The 25,539-nt window shown below is 60.1% G+C and carries 23 protein-coding genes; 16 read left to right on the forward strand and 7 right to left on the reverse strand.

Annotated elements, in window-relative coordinates:
• Positions 1 to 52: 52 nt before the first annotated feature.
• Both B7Y89_RS02330 and B7Y89_RS02335 read right to left on the reverse strand, forming a co-directional pair.
• Entirely contained in the window at positions 53 to 1,216 is a 1,164-nt protein-coding gene (locus B7Y89_RS02330) for an acyl-CoA dehydrogenase family protein (protein ID WP_292935371.1), read from the reverse strand.
• Positions 1,217 to 1,219: 3 nt separating this feature from the next.
• Positions 1,220 to 1,918, reverse strand: a complete 699-nt coding sequence (locus B7Y89_RS02335) for a GntR family transcriptional regulator (protein WP_292935373.1) — start codon at positions 1,916 to 1,918, stop codon at positions 1,220 to 1,222.
• Between the two features lie 243 nt (positions 1,919 to 2,161).
• On the opposite strand from B7Y89_RS02335, the gene B7Y89_RS02340 reads away from it, so the two are divergent.
• From B7Y89_RS02340 to B7Y89_RS02365, 6 genes are all read left to right on the forward strand, one after another.
• Positions 2,162 to 3,430, forward strand: a complete 1,269-nt coding sequence (locus B7Y89_RS02340) for an alkyl sulfatase dimerization domain-containing protein (protein WP_292935375.1) — start codon at positions 2,162 to 2,164, stop codon at positions 3,428 to 3,430.
• A gap of 15 nt (positions 3,431 to 3,445) precedes the next feature.
• Positions 3,446 to 4,702, forward strand: a complete 1,257-nt coding sequence (locus B7Y89_RS02345; RefSeq protein ID WP_292935377.1) for a sulfotransferase — start codon at positions 3,446 to 3,448, stop codon at positions 4,700 to 4,702.
• 109 nt (positions 4,703 to 4,811) lie between these two features.
• Positions 4,812 to 5,576 carry an SDR family oxidoreductase gene (locus tag B7Y89_RS02350; RefSeq protein WP_292935379.1) on the forward strand — a complete coding sequence of 255 codons (765 nt, stop codon included), beginning with the start codon at positions 4,812 to 4,814 and terminating at the stop codon, positions 5,574 to 5,576.
• 16 nt (positions 5,577 to 5,592) lie between these two features.
• Positions 5,593 to 6,774 (forward strand): epoxide hydrolase family protein, encoded by a 1,182-nt coding sequence (locus tag B7Y89_RS02355; RefSeq protein ID WP_292935380.1) that lies wholly within the window; start codon positions 5,593 to 5,595, stop codon positions 6,772 to 6,774.
• 20 nt (positions 6,775 to 6,794) lie between these two features.
• Complete coding sequence (locus B7Y89_RS02360) at positions 6,795 to 7,739, forward strand: VOC family protein (protein WP_292935382.1); 945 nt, start codon at positions 6,795 to 6,797, stop codon at positions 7,737 to 7,739.
• A gap of 39 nt (positions 7,740 to 7,778) precedes the next feature.
• Complete coding sequence (locus B7Y89_RS02365) at positions 7,779 to 8,510, forward strand: alpha/beta hydrolase (RefSeq protein ID WP_292935384.1); 732 nt, start codon at positions 7,779 to 7,781, stop codon at positions 8,508 to 8,510.
• 68 nt (positions 8,511 to 8,578) lie between these two features.
• Here B7Y89_RS02365 and B7Y89_RS02370 read toward each other — a convergent pair whose 3' ends face one another.
• Positions 8,579 to 8,932: a helix-turn-helix domain-containing protein gene (locus tag B7Y89_RS02370; RefSeq protein ID WP_292935386.1), complete on the reverse strand. Its 354-nt coding sequence runs from the start codon at positions 8,930 to 8,932 to the stop codon at positions 8,579 to 8,581.
• Between the two features lie 188 nt (positions 8,933 to 9,120).
• Between B7Y89_RS02370 and B7Y89_RS02375 the strand changes: the two genes are divergently transcribed.
• The 4 genes from B7Y89_RS02375 (at position 9,121) to B7Y89_RS02390 (ending at position 14,226) form a co-directional block, all read left to right on the forward strand.
• Positions 9,121 to 10,338 (forward strand): cytochrome P450, encoded by a 1,218-nt coding sequence (locus B7Y89_RS02375; protein WP_292935387.1) that lies wholly within the window; start codon positions 9,121 to 9,123, stop codon positions 10,336 to 10,338.
• 4 nt (positions 10,339 to 10,342) lie between these two features.
• A complete protein-coding gene (locus B7Y89_RS02380; RefSeq protein WP_292935388.1) occupies positions 10,343 to 10,693 on the forward strand; it encodes a DUF4286 family protein in 351 nt (116 codons plus the stop codon).
• Position 10,694: 1 nt separating this feature from the next.
• Positions 10,695 to 11,453, forward strand: a complete 759-nt coding sequence (locus tag B7Y89_RS02385; protein WP_292935390.1) for an SDR family oxidoreductase — start codon at positions 10,695 to 10,697, stop codon at positions 11,451 to 11,453.
• Positions 11,454 to 11,778: 325 nt separating this feature from the next.
• Entirely contained in the window at positions 11,779 to 14,226 is a 2,448-nt protein-coding gene (locus tag B7Y89_RS02390) for a TonB-dependent receptor (protein ID WP_292935391.1), read from the forward strand.
• A gap of 80 nt (positions 14,227 to 14,306) precedes the next feature.
• Here B7Y89_RS02390 and B7Y89_RS02395 read toward each other — a convergent pair whose 3' ends face one another.
• The 4 genes from B7Y89_RS02395 to B7Y89_RS02410 form a co-directional block, all read right to left on the reverse strand.
• Entirely contained in the window at positions 14,307 to 15,596 is a 1,290-nt protein-coding gene (locus B7Y89_RS02395) for a cytochrome P450 (RefSeq protein WP_292935392.1), read from the reverse strand.
• Positions 15,597 to 15,711: 115 nt separating this feature from the next.
• Positions 15,712 to 16,281 (reverse strand): 3-phenylpropionate/cinnamic acid dioxygenase subunit beta, encoded by a 570-nt coding sequence (locus B7Y89_RS02400; protein WP_292935394.1) that lies wholly within the window; start codon positions 16,279 to 16,281, stop codon positions 15,712 to 15,714.
• A 47-nt stretch (positions 16,282 to 16,328) separates the two neighbouring features.
• Positions 16,329 to 17,705, reverse strand: coding sequence for a Rieske 2Fe-2S domain-containing protein (locus B7Y89_RS02405; protein WP_292935396.1), 1,377 nt, complete (start codon positions 17,703 to 17,705; stop codon positions 16,329 to 16,331).
• A 39-nt stretch (positions 17,706 to 17,744) separates the two neighbouring features.
• Entirely contained in the window at positions 17,745 to 18,989 is a 1,245-nt protein-coding gene (locus B7Y89_RS02410; RefSeq protein WP_292935398.1) for an acyl-CoA dehydrogenase family protein, read from the reverse strand.
• A 397-nt stretch (positions 18,990 to 19,386) separates the two neighbouring features.
• Between B7Y89_RS02410 and cofH the strand changes: the two genes are divergently transcribed.
• Genes cofH through cofC form a run of 6 tightly spaced genes read left to right on the forward strand, consistent with a single transcriptional unit; the run spans position 19,387 to position 25,462 of the window.
• Positions 19,387 to 21,708, forward strand: coding sequence for a 5-amino-6-(D-ribitylamino)uracil--L-tyrosine 4-hydroxyphenyl transferase CofH (gene cofH, locus B7Y89_RS02415; RefSeq protein ID WP_292935400.1), 2,322 nt, complete (start codon positions 19,387 to 19,389; stop codon positions 21,706 to 21,708).
• A 4-nt stretch (positions 21,709 to 21,712) separates the two neighbouring features.
• Complete coding sequence (locus tag B7Y89_RS02420; protein ID WP_292935402.1) at positions 21,713 to 22,543, forward strand: SDR family oxidoreductase; 831 nt, start codon at positions 21,713 to 21,715, stop codon at positions 22,541 to 22,543.
• Entirely contained in the window at positions 22,540 to 23,196 is a 657-nt protein-coding gene (gene npdG, locus B7Y89_RS02425) for an NADPH-dependent F420 reductase (protein ID WP_292935404.1), read from the forward strand. Before B7Y89_RS02420 ends, npdG begins: the two co-directional genes overlap by 4 nt.
• A gap of 36 nt (positions 23,197 to 23,232) precedes the next feature.
• On the forward strand, positions 23,233 to 23,976 hold the full coding sequence (cofE, locus tag B7Y89_RS02430) for a coenzyme F420-0:L-glutamate ligase (RefSeq protein ID WP_292935405.1): 744 nt from the start codon (positions 23,233 to 23,235) through the stop codon (positions 23,974 to 23,976).
• Positions 23,973 to 24,896 carry a 2-phospho-L-lactate transferase gene (gene cofD, locus B7Y89_RS02435; protein ID WP_292935407.1) on the forward strand — a complete coding sequence of 308 codons (924 nt, stop codon included), beginning with the start codon at positions 23,973 to 23,975 and terminating at the stop codon, positions 24,894 to 24,896. Before cofE ends, cofD begins: the two co-directional genes overlap by 4 nt.
• Positions 24,893 to 25,462: a 2-phospho-L-lactate guanylyltransferase gene (gene cofC / locus B7Y89_RS02440; RefSeq protein ID WP_292935409.1), complete on the forward strand. Its 570-nt coding sequence runs from the start codon at positions 24,893 to 24,895 to the stop codon at positions 25,460 to 25,462. The genes cofD and cofC overlap by 4 nt, the downstream gene beginning before the upstream one ends.
• The last annotated feature ends 77 nt before the right edge of the window (positions 25,463 to 25,539 follow it).

The following is a 25,539-nucleotide window of genomic DNA, read 5'->3' on the forward strand; positions in this document are numbered from 1 at the left end:
CGCCCGCGAAACCTGTCAACCGATAGGCAGACAGCTTTCCGGGCGCTCAGGGTCAATACGATCGCGGCAGGCCAAGGCTCTCGGCAATGCCGTTGCGTACCATTTCATTGGTGATCGGCCCTATCCGCCACAACCGCGAATCGCGCCAATACCGCTGCATGTCGGTTTCTGCAGAATAGCCCATGCCGCCCAGAATCTGGATACCGAGGTCTGCTGCCTGATTGGCATTTTCCGAAGCCATCAGCTTGAGCATGTTCGCTTCGACACCGACCGGCTCGCCCCGGCTTTGCTTGTCGGCGCAATACATCATCATAAGTTCGGTTGTCTTCTGCATTGTGGCAATGTCGGCCACGTAGTGTTGCAGACTTTGGAACCGGCCGATGATGCCGCCAAACGCCTTGCGCTGCTTCATGTAATCAACCGCGTCTTCAAGCACGCCGTCAATTACGCCAAGGCAGAATGCGCCAACCATGATGCGCTCGTTGTTCAGCGTAGGCAGTAGCATGTACCAGGCTTTGTGCGGCTCGCCCAACACCAGTTCGTCAGGCACAAAGGCGTCTTCGAAGTGGATCGAACACGATCCCATTGAACGCATGCCAAGCTTTGCCAGCGGAGTAATCTTTACGCCCGCTGTCTTGGTAGGCACCCAGAACAGGGTCAGTCCCTGATGCTTTTTCTCCGCAGTCTTGTCGCTGCGCGCGATGACCAGCAGATAGTCTGCCACATGGGCTGATGAACTCCAGATCTTTTCGCCATTGATTTTCCAACCGCCGTCGACGCGCTCTGCCGTGGTGGTCATCGCGCCGAGCAGGTCCGTTCCGCCCGCAGGCTCGGTAAAGGCAATTGCGGCCTTCAACTGGCCGGTGGCGATCAGCGGCAGAAACTTCTTCTTTTGCTCGTCGCTCCCGTAAAGCCCGATGGATTTTGATCCTGCAAAAGACGTGATGCCCCAAATCCATGCAAGGCCGCCCAGCGAACGCGCCAGTTCCCGCGCCAGCAGCATCTGCATCAGGACATCGCCCCCCTGACCGCCGAATTCCTCGGAAATGCCAACGCCGTGGAAGCCTGCTTCGGTGAACTTGTCCCACAAGGCAAAAGGATAGGCATGTTCGTCGGCTTCAAGCTTGCGGGCCCATTCCTTGGGCACTTCTGCATCAACCCAACGGTGCACCATATCGCGGAACGAGCGGTATTCTTCGGGAAGTTCAAAATCCATGAGTCAGTCTCCGGTGATAGGGGTCGCCGCAACGCCATGATCGGCAAGCGCGATCATGCGGGCGGCAAGGGAATCGAAATGGGCAAGCGCCTGCTCTTGGTCGCCAATGGTAATGGCGGCCAAAATCGCCTGATGCAGACGCAGGCCTGCCGGGCTGATCGTACTGGTGCCGTGCAGCAGAATAAACCGTGCGACAAGCGCCAACCGGTCCAGCGTTACGCGCAACAGTTCGCTATTGGCCGCAGCTGCAATAATCGTCGTGTGAAACGCATGACTTGCGCGGATCGCCTCAAGTTTGCCTTCTGGTCGGCATTCCTCGCCCAGACTGATCACGCGGGCGTAGCGTTCAACTTCAGCGCGCAATTCGCGCAATTGCGCTGGCGTCATATGCGGCATGCCCCGCACATAACCCAGCCGCCAAAGGTGCGCTTGCACTTCGAGCAAATCGCGCGTCGCGGCAAGGTCGATGGGGGTTACGCGTTTGTGGCGGTGCGCTTCAATCTCGACCAGTCCCTCAGCCTGAAGGACAGCCATCGCTTCGCGTACGGGTGTGGCACTTACCCCAAGTTGCACGGCAAGCGCGGTTTCACGCAAGAACGTTCCGGGTTCCAGCGCGCCGGTGACGATGGCATCGCGCAGGGAATCAACCACCACATCGCGGCGGGTTACGGGGATCTGGGAACGGACGAGCGAAAGCGACATGGGGGCGGGCGACTCATGCGGAAGGAACCTTGTGGAAACGGCTCTAATCCAAAATCGGAAACAGCACTATACATTCTATAGAATATATTGAAGGACTGATCACCGCTTGGCTTCAGCGCGATAGTCTGGGCGCGCCGCAACTACTGACCGGCCTTGCCACACGCGGCACCTGTCCCGACGATAGGTGGGAGTTGCAGTGGTCGTGATACCACCTGCAAAAATACACGCAGCCAGGAGAGGCGCATGACCCGCTTTCGCACGCTCGACCATCCGATGATCGCCGCCATTGCGTGGAAACCTGATCGTCCGGCAGAATGGATTGGCGATAACATCGCGATGAACCGCGCCACATCGAATGCCTATCTCATTGCCGGCGATGACGGCGATGTGGTGATCAACACCGGTACAGCGGTGCAGGGGGAACAGATCCGGAAAAACTTCGAGGCGTTGATCGGTCGTCCGCTCAAGGTCTCGCAGATTGTCTTCACCCAAAGCCACCCCGATCACACCGGCGGCTGGCAGTTCTTTGCCGATGAAGGCGTACAAACCATCGTCCAGCGCAAATTTGAGCGGATTTGCGCAGAGCGCAAACTTATGGGGCGCTTTTTCACCCGGCGTAATGCCAAAGTTCTCGCCGCGTTGATCCCGCCGGGCGATACCGGATCGTACTGGTTCGAAGCGCGCGATCCCGAACCCCTCACCGTATTTGCCGACGCGCATGACATGACCGTCTCGGGCCGCGAATATCGTCTGCTGTCAATCCCGTCTGGCGAAACGCTCGATGCTCTCGCCGTATGGATGCCGCAGGAAAAGACGCTGTTCTTTGGCAATTGGGCAGGCGCAATCATGGGCGCATCGCCAAACTTCTATACCGCACGCGGTGATCGTGATCGCTCTATCGTGTTCTGGCTGGAAGAATGCCAGATGATGATCGACCTTGGGCCTGAAATGCTGGTCACCGGGCACGACGATCCGATTGTCGGTGCAGCCGCCGTGCGCGCACACCTCACGAAGCTGCGTGATGCGGTGCAATACCTTCATGACACAACCGTCGCCGGCATGAACGAGGGCAAGACCCTGCCCGAACTGATGGCTACAATCGCGCTTCCGCCGCATCTGGTTCTGCGCGATGGGCGCGGACCGGTGAACTGGTATGTCCGCGCGATCTGGGAAGAATATGCAGGCTGGTTCCGGCAGGAACGGACCAGCGAACTTTATGCCACGCCGCCCAGCGCGGTATGGCCCGAAGTGGTTGCGCTGGCGGGCGGGGCAGGCGTACTTGCCGAAAAATCGCGCGCACACCTTTCCGCTGGCGATGTCGAAAAAGCGCTGCACCTGATCGAGATGGCGGTTGTCGCTGCGCCCGACGATCGCGTGATACGCGAAACCGAACTGGCCGTTTACGAAGCCTTGGCCGACCGCACGCAGGGCCGTGTATTCGACGAACTCGGTTGGCTCGAAAGCGCCATCATCGAAACCCGCCGCGCGCTTGACGCCGGAACGGTTGCATAAGGGAGGATCGCCATCATGTCCGACGTTGCCGAAAAGATCCGCATTACCGATCTCGCCCATCCCGTACTGACCGAAGTCCAGGCAGGCGCGCTTGCCTTCAGCCAGGCGAATCCCGTCACACTTGACCCAGAAGTGGTGTTGGCCACGGCGCAAGCGGGGACCGACCTGTCCGATTTCGGCGCACCCGATTTCCGCGAACGCCTCGCCGTATGGATGCGCGCGGGCGAAAACGACACAGAATTGAGCGCAGCCGGGCGCGGCACCTTGTTCAGCGAAGCAGTGCGGCTCGCTTCCAATCGGCTCCAGCTTGAAGATACCGTACGGCGCCATCCCGAAATTCTCGATATTCCGATTGAGCGGCCTTTGATCATCGCAGGGCTGCCGCGTTCAGGCACGACTTACACGCTCCAGTTGATGTCCGCCGATCCGCGCCTGCGCTCTTTGCCCCATTGGGAAGCGGTGCGTCCTATCGCGGCACCGTGGATCAAAGATGGCAAGGACACGCGCTACGATCTGTGCGCTGCCGAATGGGCGCAGACCGACGCTGTCATGCCCTATATCAAGATGATCCACGAATTTTCGCCCGATCACATATCCGAAGACATCGAACTGCAAGGCCTCGATTTCGGCGGGTATTACTTCGAATGGATCGCTCACGTCCCCGAATGGCGCGATTACCAGTTCGCGCATGATGCGACGTCTGTCATGCGCTATGTGCGCAAGGCGATGCAGGTACTCAGCTGGCAGAAAGGCCCGAACCGCTGGGTCACCAAATGCCCGCAACATATGGAGCAATTGCTGGCGGTACGCGGCGCTTTCCCCGATGCCTACATTGTCATCAATCACCGCGATCCGGTCGCCTCGATCCAGTCGGCGATCACCGGCATTGCCTATGGCGCGCGGCTGACCCGCACCCGCGTCGATATGCAGGCCATCGCCGATTACTGGATCGACCGTTACGAAAGGCTGCTGCGCGCCTGCGTGCGTGACCGTGACCAGCTTGATCCGGCGCAATCCTGCGACATCTATTTTCACGAACTGATGGCCGATCCGTTCGGCCAGCTTGAACGGGTATATGCAGGCGCAGGGGTGCCCTTCGACCAGCAGACCCGCGATGCATTCCAGCAGGCAATCGACGCCAACCAACGCGGCAAGCACGGTCAGCTTGTCTACAACTTGCGCGAAGATTTCGGGATTGAACCCGCCGCCATCCGCGAACGGTTCCAGTTCTATTATGACCGATTTCCCGACGTGCGCATCGAGGTGAAGTGAACGGCCCCGCACTACCTGCCAGAAGAAAGGTTGCCAGTTATGCCATGGCAGGCATGAACCTTCCAAACGCGCCTGCGATACAGCCGGGCGCATGGAACGCGGAGCGGAAATGAACGGACTATTGTCGGTTGAAGGCAAGACGGCGTTGGTCACAGGCGGCGGCAGCGGCATCGGCCGGATGATCGCGCAAGTGCTCGTGGCGCAAGGTGTGCGCACCTACATCGTCGGCCGCACCGCCGCGACGCTTGAGGCTACTGCCGCTGAATTGTCCGCCAGCGGCACATGCATCGCGCTGCCGGGCGATCTTTCAAACGTTGCAGGCGGGCGTGCGGTCGCTGCTGCCTTTGCCGCGCTTGAACCCCGGCTCGACCTGCTCGTGAACAATGCCGGCACGATGTACGATGCCCCGCTCGACAGCTTTACCGAGGAAGGTTGGGATCAGGTCGTCGATCTCAATCTGAAGTCCGTGTTCTTCCTGACGCAGGCATTGTTGCCACAATTGCGCGCAGCGGCCTCTGCGGAATCCCACGCCGCTGTGGTCAACATCGGGTCAATCGGCGGCCTGCGTATCGGGCCGAAGGAAAACTATTCGTATCAGGCCGCCAAGGCTGCGCTGCACCACATGTCGGGCGGCCTTGCCAAGCGCCTTGCGGCAGAAAACATTACCGTCAACGCCATCGCACCCGGCTTCTTCCCCTCGGCGTTGACCCCGGTCGACAAGCCCGAAATTGTCGAGATGATGTCTAACATGGTGCCGCGCAAGCGTATCGGCACGCCCGAAGATATCGGCGGCACGGTGGCGTTCCTCGCCAGTCGCGCGGCCAGCTTCATCACCGGAGCGGTCATTCCCCTCGAAGGCGGCATGGCGCTCTGATCGGCAAGGACCAGACGTGAGCGCAACCGTCATCACGCCCTTCGAGGTCGCAATCGAAGCAGACGACATCGCGGACTTGCGCAGCCGGTTGGCGCGCACGCGCTGGACCGACTGGCTGCCGGATAGCGGTTGGGGCTCTGGCATCGACGAAGCCTTTATCAAACGGCTTTGCGCCTATTGGCAGGACGGCTTCGATTTCAGCGCCTTCGCCGCGCGGCTCAACGCCTACCCGCAATTCATCGCCAATACCGACGGCGAACAAATGCATTTCTACCACGCCAAATCCCCTGTCCCGTCCGCACGTCCGCTGGTGCTGGTTCATGGCTGGCCGGGGTCGGTAGTGGAATTCCTCGATCTGATCGGCCCGCTTACCGATCCGCAAGCGCACGGCGGGAATGCCGCCGACGCATTTCACGTGATCGTCCCTTCGCTGCCCGGCTACGGCTTTTCCGGACCAACCCTGAACCCCGGCGTCAATGCGCACAAAGCAGGCGCGATGATCGCCGCCGTAATGGAAGCGCTCGGCTATTCGCGCTATTTCCTGCAAGGCGGGGATTGGGGCGCTATCGTCACCAGCGCGATGGCGCAGAACTACCCTGACCGGGTCGCTGCGTTGCATATCAACATGGCACCGGGCGGTCCCAACAACCCTGCGATCCCGGTTGCAGGTCTGGATGCCGAAGAGGCTGCCGAATACGCGCGCCTTGGCCAGCACATGGCAATCGATTCGGCCTATGCTTTCGTCCAGTCCACCCGCCCGCAGACGCTGGCAGTGGCCATGAACGATTCCCCCGCAGGCCTTGCCGCGTGGATCATCGACAAATTTTATGCATGGACCGATCACGGCGGCGATCTTGAATCCGTATTCGGCCTTGATCACTTGCTGGACAACCTGTCGGTCTACTGGTTCACCGGCACCGCCGGTTCCAGCTTCCGGCTTTATCACGAAAGCAATTTCCGCAGCGCTTACGCCCATGCCGTGGTTGATGTGCCGACCGGTGTCGCGCGGTTTGCGGGCGAGCCGTTTCGCTGGCCACGTTCGCTGGTCGAAGCCACTTACCGCAATGTCGTGGACTGGCAGGAACTGGCGCACGGCGGACACTTCGCCGCGTTCCAGCGCCCGGACGATTTCCTGCGCGTGGTGCGCGGCTTCTTTTCCCGCCAGCAAATCGCCGCGCCCGAATCCAACGCAATCTGACGTACGAGAGGACAATGACAATGGCTAATCCCGAGCCCGCCGGCGGCCCCGCCATTCACTCGCTGGATCATTTCTGCTTAAGCGTGCCTGATCTCGAAACGGCGCGGTCTTTCTACAGCGAATTCGGTCTCGACGTGCGCGATGCAGGTGACAGCCTAGAGCTTTACACCTTCGGCAATCCGCATCGCTGGGCGGTAATCCGTCAGGGTGGCGCACGCAAAAAGCTCGAATATGTCGCGTTCGGCGTGTTCCAGGGCGAACTTGGAGCATTCCGCCAGAAATTTGACAGGCTCGGCATCGAAGTTATCGACACTCCGGCCATGGGTGAAGCCGGCGGCATCTGGTTCCGCAATCCCGATGGCATGCCCATGCAGGTGATCGAGGCGGAAAAGTGTTCGCCCGATACCAAGGCACAGTTCCTGACCAGATCGGTCGGCCCCGGCGAATGCGCTGCAATCGCGCGTAGCCAGGCCCCGCGCGTTCAGCCACGCCGCCTGTCGCACTTCGCAATCTTCAGCAGTGATGTCCTGCGCGACATCGCATTTTACGAAGCCACTTTGGGCTTCAAGCTGTCCGACCGTTCCGAAGATGCGGTGGCATTCATGCACGGGATTCATGGCAGCGACCACCACATGCTGGCGCTGGTTGGATCGACCGGCGCGGGCATGCATCATTGCAGCTGGGATGTCGGTTCCATTCAGGAAGTCGGCGTCGGCGGATCACATATGGCGAGCCTGGGCTTCGAAAAGGGATGGGGCATGGGCCAGCACGTGCTGGGCGCCAACTACTTCCACTACGTACCCGATCCGTGGGGCAGCTATGCCGAATACAGCTGCGACATCGATTTCATTCCGGCAGGGCATGACTGGCCCGCAGATAATCATGCGCCCGAGGACTCGATGTTCCTGTGGGGGCCGATGCCGCCCGAAAACTTCATCACCAATTTCGAACTTCAGGACGCCTGACGCCGGCCCGCTGCATCGATATTCAAGGACAACAGAACGATGGCAAATGTAGTATTTCTCCACGGCGGCGGCATGGGCGGTTGGGTCTGGGCTGAACTGGCCGACACCCTGCGCGCCGAAGGGCACAAAGTGTTTACGCCCACGTTTACCGGCTTTGGCGAACGCGCGCACCTGATCGGACGCGATGTGACGCATGATGTCCACGTGACAGATATCGTCAACGTACTCACGTATGAAGACTTGCGCGATGTTGTGCTGGTCGCGTTCAGCTATGCCGGGACCGTAGCACCAGGCGTCGTCGCCCGCGCAGGTGACCGGATCGCCCGCGTAATCTACTTTGACGGCATCGTGCCGCTGACCGGCAAAAGCGTCGGCGAAGCAGTGGGCTATATGAAGACAGAAGATGCCGCAGGGCTTGATGCTCTGCTCGCCTCGGGCGAAGGCCCGATCGGCACCGGCGTTGACGAAATGCAGCGCAATGGTGCCAAGGAAAAGCCGATGAAGATGTCGGCTGAACGACAGGAATGGCTACTCGCCCATCTCAGCGACATGCCCTTGCGCGGCATGGTCAGCCCGGTCACTCACGGCGCAGAAGCGATCGACAAGCCTGTCGATTATCTCGCCATTCTGGGGGACGTGATGGACCCGGTACAGCACGACCGCGCCCGCGCACTCGGCTGGAATGTCGAGACTGCCGGTCCCGATATCGACCACGCCTTCATCGTCGGTGCGCCCGAACGCGCTCTGGCGTTCTTGCGTCCTCGTCTTTGATACCTGCACCTGCGCGTGTTGGTTTGTCTCCTCAGGGAAGCACGCCAACACCGCGGGGCAGAGAACTGTCAGCTTTTCGCCGGAGTTTCGGGGCGAGCGCGCCCCCCGAATTCGCGCGACCAATGCATCAGCGCCCAGATCGCCGGTTCAAGCGCAATCGTGGCATCTGTCATCGCATATTCAACACGCGGCGGCACTTCGGCAAATACAGTGCGTGTCACCAACCCGTCGGCTTCAAGTTCGCGCAGTTGCCGGGTCAGCATGTGCTGGGTCACCCCGCCAATTGTCCGCAGCAATTCTCCGAAGCGATGTGCCCGGTGATAAAGCAGCCACAGAATCTCAAGCTTCCATTTCCCCGAAATAAGCGTCAGCGCCCTGCGTAATTCGGCATAGTCTTCGGGTTTGACCTCTTGATTCTTCAAGATAGGCTGGTTTTCCGCAATAGGCACATTCATGATACTAACCTGTAAAAATTGATCCTACTTGTTGCAATTCATGCTGTCCGATATTTGGTACGAATGGAAGCCGGAAGTGCAGGTCGTTCACAGCGGAGCGTAATGTTTCCCCTGTGCCCGCAGCCAGAACGGCCCCGCGCAAGGAGAGCATTGCCATGAATTTCCAGTTGCCCGAACCTGTGATCCCGGCCCACGTTCCGGCTGATCTTGTGCGTCCATTCCCGTATATGTTCGGTACAAGCACCCATGCCGATCCGTTCGGCGAATGGGCACCGGCAGTGCATGAAGGCCCGCCGATCTTTTACGCACCCCATGCCTATCCCGGGTTCACTCCGGCCTGGATCGTTCGCCGCGTGGCCGATTTGCGCAAAATCTATATGGATACCGACACTTTTTCGAGCAAGGACTTCTCGCCCTATTCCAAGATGGTCGGTGATACCTGGACCAACCTTCCGGTTGAGTTTGATCCGCCGCAACATGGCAAGTATCGCGCCTTCATCAACCCGCTTTTCACGCCATCTGCCATGGCAAAGTTGGAAGACCGTATCCGCGGCTATGCGGTGGACTATATCGAATCATTCAAAGAGCGCGGCTCGTGCGAATTCATGGCCGATTTCGCGTTCGAATTTCCAATCAAGGTATTCCTTGAACTCATGGATTTCCCGCTCAGCAATACCGCGCAGTTCCTCGAATGGGAAACCGGCCTGCTGCACGAAATGGACATGGCCAAGATGGCCGATGCGACGCGCAATGTCGTGGCGTTTCTGCGCGAACAGATTGCAGAGCGGCGCAAAAATCCCGGCACCGATATTATCAGCTATGCGCTGGGTGTAGACGTTGAAGGGCAGAAGCTGAATGACGATGAACTGGTCGGCTTTGCCTTTAACCTCTTTATCGGCGGGCTGGATACCGTATCGACCAACATGGGCCTGCATTTCTTGCATCTGGCGCGCAATCCCGCCGATCAGCAGTTCCTCAAGGATAACCCGCAGCGCATCCAGCACGCCATCGACGAAATGATGCGTGCCTATGCCGCCGTGACAACTTTCCGCACTTGCACAAAAGAAACCGAATTCGGCGGCGTGAAGATGATGCCGGGTGACAAGGTTGCCATGTCGACCACCCTGGCGGGCCGCGATCCTGAAGAGTTTCCCGAACCTGATGTCGTCCGCTTCGACCGGAACCCGCGGCACGTCTCGTTTGGCTTTGGCCCGCACATGTGCGTTGGCATGCATCTGGCACGCCGCGAGATGCGCATCGCGATCGAGGAATTCCTGAAGCGGATTCCGCAATTCCGCTTGGCGGAAGGGCACACCGCGGAATATCATCTCGGCATGATCCAACCGGTCAAACTGCCGCTTGTCTGGGGTTAATCACATGCCACAATTTGCCTATGTCGTGCACAGCAACCCGGTTCCGGGTCACGAGGATGAATACAACGACTGGTACAGCAATCGCCATCTTGCAGACGTTGTCGCCGTTCCCGGCTTCGTGTCGGCCCAGCGCTTTTGTCTGATGGATTGCGATGCCGAAGGAGCGCCCAGGCAAAAATACATGGCGATCTATACCATGGAGACCGACGCGCCGGACGTGACGCTGGCAAACCTCACGTCGCTGGTCGAAACCGGTGCCATGCATATGAGCGAAGCCTTCTCGATGGAAGGAATGGCCACGCATCTTTATAAAGCGATCACGCCCGTGGTCTGCGCTCCGGCAAAGGGTAACTGATATGACTGCGCAGGAATTCGAAGGCAAAGTGGTGCTGGTAACCGGCGCTGCATCGGGTCTTGGCCGTGCTGCCAGCCTGCGTTTTGCCGCAGAAGGCGCAAAGGTTTGTCTGGCCGATGTCAACGCCCAGGGTCTTGCCGAAACCGCGCGGCGGATTGCCGAAGCTGGCGGGCAAAGCGCGGTCTATGCCGCGGACCTTGGCGATCCTGCCAATTGCGCGCGCGCCGTTGCCATCACCGTAGAGACATTTGGCAAGCTTGATGTGCTTTGCAACATCGCGGGCATTTTGCGGTTCCACGCACTGGCCAAAGTCACCACCGAAGACTGGGCCAAACTGTTTGCAGCCAACGTTACCGCGCCGTTCTTCCTGATGCAGGCCGCAATGCCGCATCTGGTGGAAACCAAGGGCAATGTCGTGAACGTGGTGTCGACGGCAGCCTTCCTCGGCCAGGCTTATACTGCGCCCTATGGCGCAACAAAGGCGGCGCTGCTCAGTCTGACCAAATCCTTGGCGATGGAAATGATGCATTCGCCGGTACGGATCAACGCGCTCGCGCCCGGCGGCATGCTGACTGAAATGGTCACGACGCTGGAATTCCCGCAGGACGCTGACCAAAGCCTGATCGCGCGTTACATTGGCTTGCGCCCGCCCGCGCAGCCTGAAGACATTGTCGAGCCTCTGATGTTCCTTGCGTCAGATCGCGCGCGCTCGGTCCATGGTGCTTGTTACACCGCTGACAGCGGCATAACCGCAGGCTGAATTTACCCGGCAGAGGGGCAGGCCGCAGCGCTGGCCTGCCTTCCTTGACAGCAGACGCAATTCACACACTCCAACCGGAGAACCCTGAGTCGTGTGCGCCTTCAAAGCGGGTGCCGCTCCGCTCGACCGCCAGCAAGTTGCACATTTACAACGCTTTTTTAGAAATCTCGCTCGAATGAGAGCGAAGCGCCAAGACCCTGCCCTTCGATAGGAAGGGAGGGACGAAGCAGTTTTGTAGCGGACATCCAACCAGACGCGATCGCAGGTCGCGCTGTCATGCAAGGTGCCGCGCCTGACCGGGCTGCGGCTTTTGGGAGAATTTCTGATGAGTGCCAAATCCACGCAGCTTCTTTGCGGTTCTGCGCTTGCTGCCCTGCTGTTTGCTGCAGGAACGGCCTATGCCGCACCGGCCGATGTCGCAGCGCAACAGGCAACCGATGCAACGGTTGCGACGCAACCAGACGAAATGCCTTCGGACGCCGACATTGTTGTCACGGCACGCCGCCGCAACGAACGTCTGCAGGACGTCCCGGTCTCGGTCGTAGCATTTTCTGGCGCTGCGCTTGAGCGCAGCAGCGTCCAGACGATTGCCGATATCCGCACAATCTCGCCCGGCCTGACTTTCTCGTCGGAAGGTGGCAAGGACAACACCGCCGTTACCCTGCGCGGCATCGGCCAAATCCCGACCGGCGAAGTAACCCCCGGCGTTGTCACCTATTTCGCCAACGTGCCCATGGCATCGCTTGGCTCTAACGTTCCAACCTATGACATCGGCAGCATTCAGGTGCTCAAGGGTCCGCAAGGCACGCTGTTTGGCCGCAATACGCTGGGCGGCGCTGTGCTGGTCACCCCGCAAGGCCCGAAGCAGGATTTCGGCGGCTATATCCAGGGCACGTACGGTAACTTCGATTACCGCGAAGTGCAGGGCGCACTTAACGTGCCGATTATCCCCGACGTGCTGGCTGTTCGCGTTGCGGGACAGATCCGCCGCGCCGATCCGCTGACATATTCGATCAATGGCGGCCTGGGCTTCAACAATATCCATCAGGACAGCGCCCGCGCCTCAATCCTGTTTACACCCAACGACTGGCTGACCAACACCACCGTGGTCGATTACTTCAAGGCCCGCGAATACGGTTCGGGCTACTACCTTCTGCGCCAGAACTTCAGCTTCACAAACCTGTTTGCGCCGTCGCTTGGCCCGGTGGCTGGCGGCATTGTCGGCGGCGCGCTGGATGCCCAGACCGCTGGCTATCTCACCCAGCAGCAGCAGAATTTCTACGGCGCGTTTACAGACAGTTCGGGTTCGGGTCGGGCCAACCGCCGCAACTTCGGCATTTCGAACGATACTTCGGCAACGTTTGGTGATTTCACGCTGCGCAATATCTTCGGTCTGCGCAAGAACCGCAGTGACCAGCTGATCAACACTGCCGCACTGGGCCCCACGGCCCTGCCGGGCGCATTGTTCGGCAGCCCGGTCGATGTGCCCTTCACCGTCTTCCACGCCGCCGCGTTGATTCAGCGCCAGTACTTGACCAACGAAGTCCAGTTCCTTGGCAGCTTCGACAAGTTCAACTTCATCGTTGGCGGCTTTTACAGCCATGACAAGCCCGACGGTCCTTCAGGATCAACCTTCGAAGCTTTCGTAACGCCCGGCAGCCCTGCTTCGGTAGTGACCGCCAACGTGACCAACACCAATTATGCAGCATTCGGCCAGTTGACCTACAAGCTGACTGACAGCGTCACCGTGAACGCAGGCGCGCGCTACAGCTGGGATCGTGTGTCGGCATGTGGCGGCGCAATCGGCACCACTTATGCTTCGGACGAGGCTTGCCGCGCCATCGCGGCGCGCGGCCTTGCTGATGGCGTAGGCGTTGTCACCAATCGCGGTTCGGCACCAAGCTGGACATTCGGCCTCGATTGGAAGGCAAGCCCGGACTTGCTGCTCTATGCGGTAACCCGTCGGGGCTATCGCGGGGTCAACATCAACACCCCGCTGTTCGAAACCCCGTTCACAACGGGCGGCACCGATCCGTCCTGCGGGTTTGGCAGCGGCCAGTGCGTGGATCTCCGGCCCTTCCAGAAGACCGGCAAGGAAACACTTACCGACATCGAAATCGGGCAAAAGCTGAACTTCGACGTGTCGGGTGCAACCGGGCATCTCAACACGGCGGTTTATTACAGCAAGTACAAGAACGCGTTGCAGTTCCTCAATGCCCAGGCGCTCGTGCCGTCGACCGCGCCGGATAATCCCACCAACGGATCGTTTGGTGTCAACGCGGCTGATCTGTCGATTTACGGGGTGGAACTGGATGCCGCGGTCAACCTGACACGTGACCTGACCTTCACCTTAAACGGGGCCTATACGCATATCAAGGTGGACAAGCTCACGCTGCCGCCAGTTCCCGGCATCTCGTTCACCGCAAGCGACGTCAATCGCTATTCGCCTTCTGTCTCGGGCACGGTCGGTGCCAGCTGGACGCTTCCACTGCACCCGGCAGGTGGCGATCTGGTGCTGAACGGTGACTTGTTCATGACTGACGACTTCGGCGGGCAATATGGCGAAAAGCTGCCAGGCTACAAATTGATCAATATGCGGCTGGACTGGAAGAACATTGCCAGCACCGGGCTCGACATTGGCGTGTTCGCGCGCAACCTGACCAAGGAACGCTACTTTGCTGCACCTGACGTCCTGCTCAAAAGCTTCCCGGTAAACTCCGTCGCAGTGGGCGAACCGCGCACTTACGGCGTAGTCGCCCGACTTAACTTCTAATCTGGCTCTCAAAACAAAGGCCGAAACCGGATCACCCCGGTTTCGGCCTTTTTTCATTACGGCACTGCCAAATCAGGCGGTCAGGCGTCCCACAGCACCGGCACCGCATCCGGCCCGCGCATGTTCAGCCCGCGGATCTGCGGGTGGGGAAACGCAGGATCAAAGCGCAAGTTGGGCAGGTCAAGCAGTGCATCAAGCGCCACTTCCATTTCTGCGATGGCCATGTGCATGCCCATGCACATGTGCGGCCCGAAACCGAAGCTGAGCAGCGGGCGCATCGGGCGCTTAAGCCACAGGCGGTCCGGGTCTTCGTAGACTTCGGGATCGCGATTGGCCGACGCGATCGAGAGCAGGACCGCTGTACCCTTGGCCACGGCTATGCCGCCCACTTCCATGTCTTTGGCGGCAACGCGCGCAACCGCACCTGCGGTGGGGTCGCGCCGCATCGTTTCCATAACGGCCTTGGGCACCAGAGTGCGATCAGCCCGGACCTGCTCCATGACGTCGGGGTTTTCCAGCAATTGCACCATCATGTTGGCAATGCTGCGCGTTGTCGTTTCACCAGCAGCCAACAGCAACATCCGGATGAATGTGGCAATTTGTTCGTCGCTAAAGGTGCGACCATCGTCATTCACCTGCATCATGTGGCCCAGAATATCGGCCTTCATCTCGCCGCGCTGGCGATAGGCCTGCACGATCGGCAGCACCGTGTCATACATGGCCTGCCCTGCGACCATGGATTGCGGTATGGTGATTGCGGCAAGCGCAGGGTCGGTTTGCGGGGCAGCAACCACTTGAATCGCCCAGCTGGCCAGGTTCTGCAACAGTTCCTTGTCATGCGGGAAACCGAAGTACTGGTAAATCGCGCGGATCGGGAAGGGCAGCGCAAGATCGCGCAACAAATCGGCCTTCCCGCGCGGACGCAGTTCACTGATAAATTCCTGCATCAGAACCGGCTTGATCAGGGTGTCGATCAGCTTGCGGATTTCCGAGCGCAGGAATGGCCGCTGCAGCAGCGCGCGAAAATGATCGTGCTCCTTGCCGTCCATTGCGGTGATCAGCATGTTGTCCACAGCAGCGCCAAATCCGTCGCCGACAATGTGGCTCTGCCAGTTTTCCGGGTCCATGAGGACCGCATGAATATCCTTGTAGCGCAACAAGGTAACCGTTGGCCGGCCGGTCATCATATAATCAGCCATGCTTGGCACACTATGCTGTTTGAGCAGATCGCCGTGCATCACCGGGCAGCGGGCGCGCTGTTCTTCGAACATCGGGTAGGGATTGGCAGGCGCCTTTCCGGAATAACCGTTGGTCACCAGCGCATAGTCGGAAACCATGCGATCAAGCGGATCGGCTGTGTTCTGTTCCATTGTCGTTGCAACTCCTCAGGTGCCGCCGCAGGGCGACGCTCATTTTCACCATTGCGCAATTCCCGCCGCCCATGACCCTATCGCTTGAAAGGAAACGGGCGGCGGCAGGGGCCGATCAAAGGAAAATGGCGAAGTTGGGCATGCCCAGCACGACCTGATCTATCATGATAGACCGGCGTGCGATCTTGAAACCGTCTGCGGTCATGCGCAGGCGGTCATTGCGTTCGGCTGAAAGTTGCTTGTAATCCTTGGCCTCGGCCCGGTTGCGCGTCAGCAGCAAGTAGCTGGACACCTCATACTCATCAGGAATGTCGGTTTCCCACACCGAAACGTTGGTGATGAACCGCCGCACGCGCGATGCCGGGTCTTCGGACCATGCATTGGTGGTGGTGGTCAGCCGTGTGATGCGCAGTTGGATCGAATTATAATCATCGTCGAAATGGCCCATCGTGCCGAATTCCTGATCCCACTGCTGGACGCGACGGGTAATCCGGACAGGCGCCTTGTATTCCAGATCTTCGGCCAGCAACGTGGCCCACTCTGCCAGCTCGCGGTGATCAAGCAGGCGGGCCTCGCGGATCAGGAACCCGGTTACAGCATTGTGTACGGGCGAACCATAGGCGACTTCTTCGCGGCGCTGGTCCTTGCGGGTATATGTGACAGATGCAGTGGTAACGGCGGACATGGCAGGAATCCTTTTACAGAACGGGGTTGGGAACCGGTCGGCGAAGATCAGTCAGCGGTCATCAGCCGGTGATAGGCCAGCCACCATTCCCATTGGGCGTCGTCCTTGCCGAACCCTTCATAAACCTTGGCCTTATCAGGCCAGTCGGCAGGGCGGTTTTCGCCAAGGATCGCCTGATACTTCAACGTTTCGGTCCGGCCGATCACGCCACGCGCGGATTCGGTCATGTGCGGCCAAGTGTCGCTATCGTCTTGTTCGATGATGCCCGATGTGCCTGTTCCCTGCGTGGCGGCGGCACGCATCATTGTCTTGATATGTTCAGGCGTGCCCTTTTCGGCAAAGTAATAGGTCGTCCATTCAAACTGGTGGACGCCGCGCGGCATGATCGAATGCAGCACCAATGCTGAACCAAGCGTGCCATCACGCAATGGACTGTAAATAAACAGAATGTTCGCGTTGGGGAACATGCCGCCCACGACTGGTGGTGCCTTGGCCAGAACGTGGAGCTGTTCGGCGCTCATCTTGCGGCGCAGTTCGGGCAGAAGTTCCGGTGTGATGCCGGGCGGTGGAAAGGCTTCAAGCCGTTCATCAGGCGTAAGGTCGCCCTTGCCATGCGCCAGGGCCCAACTGGTATCCGCCGGAATGCAGCGCAGCGAATGGCCGTTGCCAGAAAGGTTGATGCCATACATCGCGGGCGCACTTTCATGCGCGGTATCGTGTTCGCCGCCCATCGCGCCAATATCAATCACCGAGCCGTGCAGCGTCAGGGTGTGGAAACCGTCGCAGGCCGACTGTTCGCCAGCGGTCTTCCAGTTGGCGTCGATTGTCAGCCGCTGCGGGGGGCCAAGCACCTCAAGGCCGCCGTCGGTGCGGTCGAACAGCATGTCATAATAAAACTTCATGTCGCCCAGCCATTCGTCCAGGCTGGGGCCTTCGATGTTCCACGTGGCAAATACGAGACCGCCATAAAGCTGGACCCGTGCCTTTTTAAGGCCGAGCTGGGCTTTGGTCTTGATATTGCCGTGCATCTGTTCGCGTTCGATCGGCGCGCCGATGAAGCTGCCGTCCGGGCGGAAAGCCCAGCCGTGATAGATACACTTGTGCACCCGCGCATTGCCCGAATCCGACAGGCACACATGCATGGCACGGTGCGGGCAGACGTTCAGCGAGACATGGACTTGTCCATCGGCGGCGCGCGCCACAATGACCTGATCCTCGCCCATCAAACGCACGACGTAATCGCCGACATTGGGGATTTCGGTTTCGTGGCCAAGCAGCAACCATGCCTTGGCGAAAATGCGTTCGAGTTCGACTTCGTAGATTTCCTGATCGTGCAGCAGTGCGACCGAAACCTCACGGTTTTCAAGGTCGATCATCTGCGACATGGCTTCGTTGACGATGTGCTTGGCTGGAATCATGCGCATTGCGTGCGTCCTCTCATTATTGTCGTGATGTCGGATTGATCAGATGAAGTCGGCGGGCGAGATATTCGGCTCGACGCTCAACAGAGATTTGCCGAAGATTTCGTAGCCGACGTAGGGCAGGTTCGCGACGTGCCGCATGGCAAACGAGGCGTCGCGGTAGTAACGCTGGATCGGATTGGAATCGGCATAAGCACTTGATCCTGCGAGGAACATCAGCTGCTCAATCGCCTCGTTCAACAAATCGACGGCAAGCGAACCTTCGCCTTTGCTTTGTGCCCGTTCCTGAGGCGTCAGGCGGCGGCGTTCCAGGCCGGCCTGATCGATCATGTCGCAGGTTTTGAGCGTTAGCGCCTCTGCCGCCGCGATCCGTGCGGCAGCTTTGCCCAGTTCAACCTGCATGGTCACACAATCAGCCTGGCGGGCATAAGATGTGTAGACGATGGGCCGCTTGGCGGAAGCATCGCGGACCCGCTCCAGAATGGCCGATGCTGCTCCGGCGACGACCGCGTGCGCAGTGGCCCGCAAAAAGGGCATGAACGGCCAGTAGTCCGATGGTTCGCCGACATGGCGCTTGCCCGCCTCGTGTCCGCCGATGCCCAACTTGGCGACGTGGAAGAACTGGTCACGCGGGATCAGCACGTTTTCGGCCACAATGGTGTTCGAACCGGTGCCCTTCATTCCCATCATGTGCCAGGTGGTGTCGATCGTGTACTGGTCCCGGCGCAGATAGGCGAAGCCGCCGTGCTCCAAAGTTCCATCGGGCTTGCGAATGGCAACACCAAGCTGTGCCCACCCGGCATGGGCCGAACCCGAAGCGTAAGGCCAGCGTCCGTTGACGATATAACCGCCTTCGACCTCATCAAGCGTGCCTGGCGGATTGGCGATGCCGCAGATAACCGGGTGTTGCGCTCCTGCACCAAAGATCGCTTCTTGCAGCGCATCAGGGCCAAGGCTGGCAACCCAGGTGGTGCCGTGCAGCACAGTATAGACCCAGCCTACCGACGGATCACCCTTGGCCAGTTCATAACCGACCAGCGCCATGGCACGCGCGCTGGTGCCAACTCCGCCCCAGCGGCGGGGCGCAGCCATTGCCCAGAAGCCTGCATCGGTCAAAGCGCGGAACACGTCCGGATGAAGAACGCCGTTGTCATCGCCATACCCGGCATTGGCCAAAAGCATGGGCTGAAGCGCGCGGGCCTTGGCAATAAACTCCTTTTCCGCAGCCCGATTGTAATCAGGCATCGCGAAATCGGGTTCAAGGGCATCTTTCAGCATGGTGGCCATGAAAGTTCTCTCCGTTAAAACATCTGATACTGAATGAACAGTTTCTGTATATTGTGTTCATAAAACCATGCGATCGGGCTTTCGTAATTGATCAAGATCAAATCGTGACGATCCAGCGCACAACGCCGCATGTGTTTCATCAACTTTGAATGTCAGGCAGACGTTCAGGTGGCAGGACTCAACATTCCTGCACTATCGCGCGACAACCTATCTTTTGACGGGTCAGCAACGCGAAAGGGTTGTCCAAGCAAAGTCTTCGTTTGCAGCTTCGTCTGGCGACGGGCAGTTACTGGACTGCGGGAGAGAAAAGCATGGTGCACAGATCGGCCAGCGCGGCCGGCAACGCTCGGGAGCTTCGCGGCATGCGCTGTTCCTGCGTCGCGGGAAGGGTGTCGGGATGATGGCCATCTGGCAGGACCGTGCCGCCAAGGCGGACGACATCATCGCAGCGCTTGACGCTTTGCCGCTCGGCACGCTTCTCGACACGGCAGAGGCGCTGACGCTTGATGGCCACGGGGCAATCGTAACTTACTCGCGCAAGGTCTTCATTCCACTGACGAAGCTTTGCCGGGATGTGTGCCATTATTGCACGTTCGCCCATACTCCGGCGCAAGTTGCAGAGGCTTATCTGGACCGGGACGCCGTTTTGGCGATTGCGCGGGCCGGGGCAGCGATGGGGTGCCGCGAGGCTCTTTTCACTTTGGGAGACAAACCCGAAGCACGCTATTCCGCCGCGCGTGAAGCGCTCGGCAAGCTGGGTCATGAAACGACTCTGTCCTATCTGGCCGAAGTCGCCGCCCTGGTCTTTGATGAAACGGGATTGCTGCCACACCTTAATCCCGGCCTGATGGACGCAGCGGACTATGCAGCTTTGCGACCGCATTCCGCATCGATGGGCATCATGCTGGAATCGGCATCGGCGCGCCTTTGCGAAAAGGGCGAGGCCCATTTCGGATCGCCCGACAAAGAGCCTGCACGCAGATTGGCCGCCATCGAAGCGGCGGGCGAAGCGGCGGTTCCGTTTACCACCGGCTTGCTCATCGGCATCGGGGAAACGCGTCTTGAGCGGATCGAGGCACTGCTGGCGATCCGTGCATTGGACGACCGTTATGGCCACATCCAGGAAGTGATCATCCAGAACTTCCGCGCCAAACCCGGCACCAAGATGGCGGACCGCGCAGAGCCGACGCTGGATGACCATGTCTGGACGATCGCTGCGGCGCGCCTGATTCTTGGCGCGCAAATGACCATTCAGGCGCCGCCTAACCTGCATGACCGTTCAGCACTGGGCGATCTGATCCGCGCCGGTGTGAACGACTGGGGCGGGGTGTCGCCGCTGACGCCTGACCACGTCAACCCCGATGCACCGTGGCCACATCTTGAAGTACTGGCCGATGCCACTGCCGATGCTGGGCGCGCATTGCGCCAGCGGCTGGCGATAGGCCCGCGCCATGCCCAGCAAGCGACGCGGTGGTGCGATCCGCGCATCGCGCCTGCAGTGTTGCGGGCGGTGGACGGGCGCGGCCTGCCCAAGGACAGCGACTGGGCAGTCGGCCATGGCGATGCCGTGCCGGAACTGGCGCCAGCGCCTGCCACACCGGCAATTGCAAAGATTCTTGAGCAGGCCAGCTATGGAGAGCGGCTGGACGAAGCAGCAATTGCCAAGCTGTTCACGGCTGACGGCGACGACTTTGACAAGGTGTGCGCGCATGCCGATGGCTTACGCGCCGAAGTGGTGGGCGATACCGTTACTTACGCGGTCAACCGCAACATCAATTACACCAACATCTGTCTTTATCGCTGCGGGTTCTGCGCCTTTTCCAAAGGCAGCACCAAGGCAATGCGCGGACCGGCCTACCGGCTGGACTTTGCAGAAATCGGGCGGCGTGCCGCCGAGGCGGTGGAACGCGGTGCGACCGAGGTTTGTCTGCAAGGGGGCATCCACCCCGATTACGATGGCAATACTTATCTCGACATCGTTGCAGCAGTGAAAGCCGCCGCACCCGGCATCCACATCCATGCGTTTTCGCCCCTGGAAGTGATGCACGGCGCGCGGACGTTGGGGCTTTCACTGGAAGACTTTCTGACGCGCCTGAAACACGCCGGGCTTGCGACGCTTCCAGGGACGGCAGCCGAAATCCTCGATCCCGAAGTCCGCGAAATTCTGTGCCCGGACAAGGTGACTGCGCACGAATGGCTTGAGGTCATGCGCGCGGCGCACAGTGTAGGCCTTCGCACCACGGCGACAATCATGTTCGGCCATGTCGAGCAATACCGCCACTGGGCCCGCCATTTGGCGCAAGTACGCGCTTTGCAGGAAGAAACCGGCGGATTTACCGAATTCGTGCCGCTGCCCTTCGTCCACATGGAAGCGCCGATCTGGCGCAAGGGGCTGGCCCGCTCTGGACCGAGCTACCGCGAGGCGGTGCTGATGCACGCCATTGCGCGGATCGTGCTGCATCCGGTGCTGACCAACATCCAGGTCTCCTGGGTCAAGCTGGGGCCTGAAGCTGCGGCGGCAGTGCTGGCGGCGGGCGCCAATGACCTTGGCGGGACGCTGATGGACGAATCCATCACGCGCGCGGCAGGCGGGGTTAACGGGCAAGAATTCGGACCGCCCGAGATGATCGCACTCGCGCGCAGTGCAGGCCGCCCGGCGCGCCAGCGCACGACGCTTTATGAATTGGTACCGGACTATCGTCCGGCGATGACGGAGTAATGGAATGTTGGATCTGAACCGTCCGCTTGAGGGCAAGGTTGCGATTATTACCGGCGGCGGCAGCGGCATTGGCCGGGCAACGGCCAAGATGTTTGCTGCGCGCGGAGCCAAAGTGGCGATCACGGGGCGGACCGAATCAAAGCTTGCGGGCGTCGTCGCCGAAATCGAGGCGCTAGGTAGCCAAGGTCTGGCCATCGGTATGGACGTGACTGACGAGGCATCGATTGCGGCGGGCATTGCGCGCACGGTCGAAACCTTCGGCAAGCTGGATATCCTGCACAGCAACGCGGCGCAGACCGGCGCGATGTTCGAAGATGCCGCGATCACCGATATGACCGTGGAATTCTGGAACAAGGCATTCGCCACGAACCTGACCGGTTCGATGCTGGCGGCAAAGCATGCGATCCCGCATATGATCAAGCAAGGCGCAGGCTCGATCATCTTTACAGGGTCCGGCAAAGGGCTGGCAGGCGATCTTGACTATCCGGCTTACGGCACGACCAAGGCCGGGCTGCTTGGCCTGTCGCGCTATGTCGCTACGCAATATGGCAAGCAGAACATCCGCGCCAACGTGATCGTGGTGGGACTGGTGATGACCGAAGCACTTGACGAAAACCTGCCGCCCGAGGCGCAGGCGCTGATGAAAGAGCACAATCTTGTGCCCTTCCTTGGATCGCCCGACGATATTGCCGAAGTGGCCGCGTTCCTGGCGTCGGACCAGTCGCGCTACATCACCGGCGCGTCGATCGTCGCAGATGGCGGGTTTACAGCACACTCTGGCGTCTATGCCGATATGCAACGCTTCATGGCCCATGCTGCGGCAGGTGCAGCATGAGCGGGCAGATCATTGGCATCATCGGCGGCACCGGCAATCTGGGCGCAGCGATTGCTTGGCGTCTGGCGCGTGCCGGCCGCACGGTCCTGATCGGATCGCGCAAGGCCGAGGCGGCGCAGGAAAAGGCGGCTGAACTGGGCCACGGCCTTGTCGGCATGGCCAATGCCGATGCAGCGGCGCAGGCCGACTTGATCATCGTGACCGTGCCGTTTTCCGCGCAGGAAGCAACATTGGCCGATATCAAGCCTCACGTGACAGGCAAGATCGTGGTGGATACCACCGTGCCGTTAGTGCCGCCCAAGGTAATGCGCGTGCAATTGCCCGCCGAAGGCTCGGCAGCGGTCCGCGCACAGGGCCTGTTGGGCGAAGGCGTGACGATGGTTTCGGGCTTTCACAATGTGGCAGCGCACAAGCTGGCTCAGGATATCGACGTCGGCTGCGATGTGCTGGTGTTTGGCGATGAAAAGGCCGCGCGGGCGCAAGTAATTGAATTGGCCGATGCGATGGGCTTGCGCGGATTGCACGCAGGCGCGCTGGTCAATTCCGCTGCAGCCGAGGCAATGACCTCGATCCTGATTTTCATGAACAAGACCTATAAGGTTGACGGCGCTGGGATTCGCATCACAGGAGAACTGATCCCTCCCGCTGACTGAGCGTGAGGGTTGGAACTCTGAAGGAACGCGCACGACGTGTCTGCAATCGAGATCATTCCGCTGTCCGCCATTGGCGAAGTGGGGGCAGGTGAAGACCTGACCGCAACGCTTGGCCGGGCAGTGGCAAGCGCCGGAACCGCTTTGGGACCGTGCGATATCCTGATTGTAACGCAGAAGATCGTGTCGAAGGCAGAGGGACGTTCGGTTGTATTGGCAGATGTTGTGCCAAGTGCCGAAGCGGTGCGGCTGGCTGAAGTGACGCGCAAAGATGCGCGGCTGGTTGAACTCGTCCTGCAAGAATCGACTGACGTCGTGCGCGCGGTGCCCAACGTCCTGATCGTGCGGCACAAGCTGGGACTGGTCATGGCCAATGCGGGCATCGACCGGTCAAACATCGGAGCAGGGGATGACGCGCGCGCCCTGTTGCTACCGGTCGATCCGGATGCTTCGGCAGAGCGGATTTCGCAAGCCTTGGGGTGTCCGGTGGTCATTTCCGACAGTTTCGGCAGGCCGTGGCGCATGGGCGTGGTGGCGGTGGGCATCGGCGCCGCGGGTCTTCCCGCCATTGATGACCGGCGCGGGCTGCTGGATCGTGACGGGCGCAAACTGGAAGTGACGCAAATTGCCGTTGCCGACTTGCTGGCAAGCGCGGCAGCGCTGGTAATGGGCGAGGGCGGCGAGGGGATCCCTGCTGTGATCGTGCGCGGCTATACCGTGGCCGGTGCGGCGCGTCCGGCGGCCGATCTGACAAGGTCACTGGCCGAGGATTTGTTCCAGTGAAAGTAACGGTGCTGACAGGCGGCGTGGGCGGGGCCAAGCTGGTGCTGGGGCTGTTGCGCGTGTTGCCTGCAGCCGACGTAACGGCCATCGTCAACACTGGCGACGATTTCCGCCATCTTGGCCTGCATGTTTCGCCCGACATAGACACGCTGCTATATACGCTTTCGGGCAAGGCCAATCGCGAACAGGGTTGGGGCCGGGCAGATGAAAGCTGGAGCTTCCTTGAGACGCTTCGCGATCTTGGCGGGCCGGACTGGTTCCAGTTGGGCGACCGCGACTTGGCCTTGCATGTACTGCGCACCACACGGCTGGCAAACGGCGACGGGCTTGACGCAATAACCGCCGATCTTGCGGTCCGCTTCGGGATTGGCGCAACGATCCTGCCGATGGCCAATGCGCTGGTGGCAACGCGGCTTGAAACAGACGAGGGATTGCTGGATTTCCAGCACTATTTCGTAGCGCGCCGTTGTGTTCCGCAAGTAAGCCGCATCAGATTCGACGGCGCGGATACAGCGCTTCCCGCCCCCGGCGTATTGGCAGCGATTGCCAGTGCAGATGCGGTGGTGATTGCCCCGTCCAATCCGTTCCTCAGCATCGATCCATTGCTTGCAGTGCCCGGCATTCGCAGCGCGTTGGCGCTTACAAAAGCGCCGGTGGTGGCAGTATCCCCGATCATTGCCGGAAGGGCCGTGAAAGGACCAACCGCCAAGCTGATGGAAGAATTGGGCATCCGTCTCGCCAATGCCTCGATCGCTGCGCATTATGCCGATTTCATCGACGGACTCGTGATCAATCAAGGCGATGATGCGCCCGATGGCATCGCGATTGCGCAGACGGCCACATTGATGCGCGATGATGATGACAAGGCACGCGTGGCGCAAGCGGCACTGGACCTTGCCACCAGCCTTTCTTGCCAATGAACTGGACCGCTATCGTTCCGCTTAAGGCGGCAGCGGATCGCAAGACCCGTCTAACAGGCGCGCTGGACAGCGGGGCTCAGGCGGCGCTGGCAGAAGGCATGGCGGATCATGTGATGGCCACGCTGGCGAGCGTCCCGGCCATTGCTTCAATCTGGGTACTTTCGCCTGAACCGGGCGATATTCCCGGCACGGTGTGGGAGCCGGACCACGGCAAAGGTTTGAACGCGGAACTTGACCGGGTCTGCGCAGCACTTGCAGGCAAACGCCTTCTGGTCATCCATGCAGACCTGCCGTTGCTTTGCGCTGAAGACATTACTGCGCTGATCATGGCAGCGGACGCTGCGGGGGCTGCGATCGCGACCGACCGGCACGGCACGGGCACCAATGCACTGGCAATGCGCGAGGCTGTGTGTGTCGGCTTTGCTTTTGGACCGGGCAGCCTTGCATTGCACGTGCAACGCCTGCCCCATGCAACCGTAATACGGCGTGAAGGGCTGGCGATCGACATCGATACGGCAGACGATATTGCCGCTGCGCAAAGTGCCCTTCCTTTGGGAAGGTGGTGAGCGCGGGGCCTCTGCGCATGATCCTTTTCGCAAACAGCGCTGCTCCGGTCAGGATCAGTGCGAACCGGCGGAGGACA

This window comes from Novosphingobium sp. 32-60-15 (assembly GCF_002280675.1).
Classification (GTDB): Bacteria; Pseudomonadota; Alphaproteobacteria; order Sphingomonadales; family Sphingomonadaceae; genus Novosphingobium.

Coding starts and splice junctions, on each gene's coding strand:
- B7Y89_RS02330 (WP_292935371.1), bottom strand. CDS start 1,216: ATGGATTTTGAACTTCCCGAAGAATACCGCTCGTTCCGCGATATGGTG.
- B7Y89_RS02335 (WP_292935373.1), bottom strand. CDS start 1,918: ATGTCGCTTTCGCTCGTCCGTTCCCAGATCCCCGTAACCCGCCGCGAT.
- B7Y89_RS02340 (WP_292935375.1), top strand. CDS start 2,162: ATGACCCGCTTTCGCACGCTCGACCATCCGATGATCGCCGCCATTGCG.
- B7Y89_RS02345 (WP_292935377.1), top strand. CDS start 3,446: ATGTCCGACGTTGCCGAAAAGATCCGCATTACCGATCTCGCCCATCCC.
- B7Y89_RS02350 (WP_292935379.1), top strand. CDS start 4,812: ATGAACGGACTATTGTCGGTTGAAGGCAAGACGGCGTTGGTCACAGGC.
- B7Y89_RS02360 (WP_292935382.1), top strand. CDS start 6,795: ATGGCTAATCCCGAGCCCGCCGGCGGCCCCGCCATTCACTCGCTGGAT.
- B7Y89_RS02365 (WP_292935384.1), top strand. CDS start 7,779: ATGGCAAATGTAGTATTTCTCCACGGCGGCGGCATGGGCGGTTGGGTC.
- B7Y89_RS02375 (WP_292935387.1), top strand. CDS start 9,121: ATGAATTTCCAGTTGCCCGAACCTGTGATCCCGGCCCACGTTCCGGCT.
- B7Y89_RS02380 (WP_292935388.1), top strand. CDS start 10,343: ATGCCACAATTTGCCTATGTCGTGCACAGCAACCCGGTTCCGGGTCAC.
- B7Y89_RS02385 (WP_292935390.1), top strand. CDS start 10,695: ATGACTGCGCAGGAATTCGAAGGCAAAGTGGTGCTGGTAACCGGCGCT.
- B7Y89_RS02390 (WP_292935391.1), top strand. CDS start 11,779: ATGAGTGCCAAATCCACGCAGCTTCTTTGCGGTTCTGCGCTTGCTGCC.
- B7Y89_RS02395 (WP_292935392.1), bottom strand. CDS start 15,596: ATGGAACAGAACACAGCCGATCCGCTTGATCGCATGGTTTCCGACTAT.
- B7Y89_RS02400 (WP_292935394.1), bottom strand. CDS start 16,281: ATGTCCGCCGTTACCACTGCATCTGTCACATATACCCGCAAGGACCAG.
- B7Y89_RS02405 (WP_292935396.1), bottom strand. CDS start 17,705: ATGCGCATGATTCCAGCCAAGCACATCGTCAACGAAGCCATGTCGCAG.
- B7Y89_RS02410 (WP_292935398.1), bottom strand. CDS start 18,989: ATGGCCACCATGCTGAAAGATGCCCTTGAACCCGATTTCGCGATGCCT.
- cofH (WP_292935400.1), top strand. CDS start 19,387: ATGATGGCCATCTGGCAGGACCGTGCCGCCAAGGCGGACGACATCATC.
- B7Y89_RS02420 (WP_292935402.1), top strand. CDS start 21,713: ATGTTGGATCTGAACCGTCCGCTTGAGGGCAAGGTTGCGATTATTACC.
- npdG (WP_292935404.1), top strand. CDS start 22,540: ATGAGCGGGCAGATCATTGGCATCATCGGCGGCACCGGCAATCTGGGC.
- cofC (WP_292935409.1), top strand. CDS start 24,893: ATGAACTGGACCGCTATCGTTCCGCTTAAGGCGGCAGCGGATCGCAAG.